Source organism: uncultured Arenimonas sp. (genome assembly GCF_963976025.1).
Classification (GTDB): Bacteria; Pseudomonadota; Gammaproteobacteria; order Xanthomonadales; family Xanthomonadaceae; genus Arenimonas.
In genome coordinates this window covers 1-2,879 of record NZ_CAXBJS010000253.1, presented here as the reverse complement: position 1 = coordinate 2,879, position 2,879 = coordinate 1, and the positions used below count along the sequence as shown (strand labels likewise).

At 69.2% G+C, this 2,879-nt stretch carries 3 protein-coding genes and 1 pseudogene; 2 read left to right on the top strand and 2 right to left on the bottom strand.

All coding sequences use genetic code 11. The features are described 5' to 3' along the window. Nucleotides 1-451: pseudogene (locus AACZ35_RS13715) on the bottom strand (serine--tRNA ligase); the annotation flags it as partial. A gap of 253 nt (nucleotides 452-704) precedes the next feature. Between AACZ35_RS13715 and AACZ35_RS13710 the strand changes: the two are divergent. Then, the gene (locus AACZ35_RS13710) at nucleotides 705-1,427 is read left to right on the top strand and encodes an RNA pseudouridine synthase (RefSeq protein WP_339830235.1); all 723 of its coding nucleotides are present in this window, start codon (nucleotides 705-707) and stop codon (nucleotides 1,425-1,427) included. A gap of 7 nt (nucleotides 1,428-1,434) precedes the next feature. On the opposite strand, the gene crcB is transcribed toward AACZ35_RS13710, so the two are convergent. Then, complete coding sequence (crcB, locus tag AACZ35_RS13705) at nucleotides 1,435-1,824, bottom strand: fluoride efflux transporter CrcB (protein WP_339830233.1); 390 nt, start codon at nucleotides 1,822-1,824, stop codon at nucleotides 1,435-1,437. A 73-nt stretch (nucleotides 1,825-1,897) separates the two neighbouring features. On the opposite strand from crcB, the gene AACZ35_RS13700 reads away from it, so the two are divergent. Further along, nucleotides 1,898-2,879 (top strand): M14 family metallopeptidase (locus tag AACZ35_RS13700; RefSeq protein ID WP_339830231.1); only part of this gene is annotated, 982 nt, incomplete at its 3' end.

The following is a 2,879-nucleotide window of genomic DNA, read 5'->3' as shown; positions in this document are numbered from 1 at the left end:
CGAGCCAGCCGTCGCGGGCGCCCAGTTCGACGTGGTCCTTCACGGCGAAATCAAAGGCTCGCGGCGTGCCCCAGCGAAGCACTTCGAGGTTGTCCTTTTCGTCGGCACCGGCCGGCACGCTGGCATCGGGCAGGTTCGGAATGGCCAGGGCAATCGCTTCGAGCTCGGCGCGCAGTTCGTCCAGGCGGGCCTCGGAGGCCTTGAGTTCGTCGGCGATGCCGGCGACCTCGGCCATCAGCGGGGCCACGTCTTCACCCTTGGCCTTGGCCTGGCCGATGGCCTTGGACCGGGTATTGCGCAGGTTCTGCAGCTCCTGCGTGCGGCCCTGGATGGCCTTGCGCTCGGCTTCAAGCCCTTCGAACGCGGCCACGTCGAGGTCGAAACCCCGGGTCTGCTTCAGGCGCGCAGCGGTGTCGGCAAGATGGCCACGCAGCAGGTTCGGGTCGAGCATGGGGTCATTCCATAAATGAAACAGGCCGGCGCATTATCGCGCCGCGCCGGACACCCGTGCAACGAAAATCATGGCGATTCCGGCGCCGTGGGCGCATGCTGTCGCCCGCCGGGCCGCGCATCCGCGTGGCGGCATGACGGAGCACCCCCATGGCCAAGGGCCTGAACCAGAAGAAGAACGAAAAGAAGAAGCCGGAGAAAACCCCGAAGGAAAAGCGCGCGGAAAAGGACCTCAAGAAGGCCGCCCGCAAATCATGACCGATCCGGTCCGCCTGGCACGCCGCGTGGTCGAGATCACCGGCTGCACGCGCAGCGAGGCCGAACGTTACGTGCAGGGCGGCTGGGTGACCGTGGACGGCGTCGTGGTCGAGGCGCCGCAGCACCCGGTTACTACTGAAAACGTAGCCCTGCTGCCCGACGCCCGGCCCGACCCGGCCGAGCCGGCGACGATGCTGCTGCACAAGCCGGCCGGCTACGACCCGGGCCCGGGCGCGAACCCGGCCGAGGCCCTGCTGGTGCCGGAAAACCGCTGGGCCGACGACCCGTCCGGCTGGCGCCTGCTGCAGCGCCATTTCCCGCGCCTGCAGCCGGCGATGCCGCTGCCGCTGGAGACCAGCGGCCTGATGGTCTTCAGCCAGGACGGCCGCGTGCTGCAGAAGCTCAAGCAGGACGGCGAACGCATCGAGCAGGAATTCAACGTCGAGGTCGAAGGCGAACTGGCACCCTACGGCTGGAAACGCCTCACCGGCGGCACCAGCTTCCAGGGCTGGCCGGTGGCGCCGTTCCGGGTCAGCTGGCAAAGCGAACAGCGCCTGCGCTTCGCCATCAAGGGCGTGCGCCCGGGCCTGCTGGAATACCTGTGCGCGGAAGTGGGCCTGAAGGCCACCGCCGTGCATCGCCTGCGCATCGGCCGCGTCGGCCTGTCGAAGATGCCGGTCGGGCAGTGGCGCTACCTGCCGGTGCTCGAACGCTTCTGAGCCTTGCTCAGACCGGCCGCAGCCACGTGGCCAGGCGCGCGCCGGCCCAGACCAGAGCCAGGCCGCCGACCAGGGTGATCGCCAGGTAACCAAGCATCACCCCGGGTTTGGCGGTGCGCGCATATAGCAGGCATTCGAGCATCAGCGCCGAATAGGTGGTCAGGCCGCCCAGCACGCCCACCACGAGGAAGGCGCGCGCGTACAGCGCGCCCGGCCCGCGCCCTTCCAGCCAGATCAGCAGGAAGCCCGCCGCCAGGCTGCCCAGCAGGTTCACCGCCAGCGTGCCCCAGGGCAGGCCGTCGCCGACCTGGCGCAGCAGCCAGGCGCCGATGAGATGGCGGCCACCGGCGCCAAGTGCGCCACCGGCCATCACCAGCCAGAGCAGGGTCCAGTTCATGGGCCAAGGTTAATTCAAACCCGGGCGCCGAAGCTTGTACGCTTCTGCCTTCCGCTGCTTACCCCGGACCGCCATGCGCCTTGTCGCCACCCTGCTGCTGCTCACCACCCTGCCCGCCCTCGCGGCGTCGCCGCTGACGACGGTGGCCGAAGAATCGGGTTTCACCCGCACCGGCCGCTACGCGGAAGTTGAGGTCCTGTGCGAAGCCTTCGCCGCCCGCTACCCGACGGCGGTGCGCTGCTTCGACTTCGGCACCACGCCCCAGGGACGGCCGATGAAGGCGCTGGTGGCTTCCACGTCCGGCGCGCTCGACCCGCTGGCCGCGCGCCGCCAGGGGCTGCCGGTGGTGCTGGTGCAGGGCGGCATCCATGCCGGCGAAATCGACGGCAAGGACGCCGGTTTCCTGGCCCTGCGCGAACTGCTTGAAGGCGAAGCGGCGCCCGGCGCGCTGGACCGGCAGGTGCTGCTGTTCGTGCCGGTGTTCAACGTCGACGGCCACGAACGCTTCAGCGCCTGGAACCGACCCAACCAGCGCGGCCCGGTCGAAATGGGCTGGCGCACGACCGCGCAGAACCTCAACCTCAACCGCGACTACCTCAAGGCCGAAGCGCCGGAAATGCAGGCCATGCTGGCCCTGGTGAACGCCTGGGACCCGCTGGCCGTGGTCGACCTGCACGCCACCAATGGCGCCCAGTTCGAGCACGACATCGCGATCATGGTCGAACCGCTGTTCGCCGGCGACCCGGCCCTGCGGACCATCGGCCAGCAGTGGCGCGACGCCGTCATCGCCGACCTGGCCGAACAGGGCTCGCTGCCGCTGCCCTTCTACCCGTCCTTCGTGGTTTACGACGACCCGGCGTCGGGTTTCACCGACTCGGTGGCGCCGCCGCGTTTTTCCACCGGCTATTTCTGGATGCGCAACCGCCTGGGCATGCTGGTGGAAACGCACTCCTGGCGCACCTACCCGGAACGCGTGCGCAGCACCCGCAACACGGTGGTGTCGGTGATCGAACAGATCGCCGAACACGGCCAGGACTGGCAACGCGCCGCGCGCG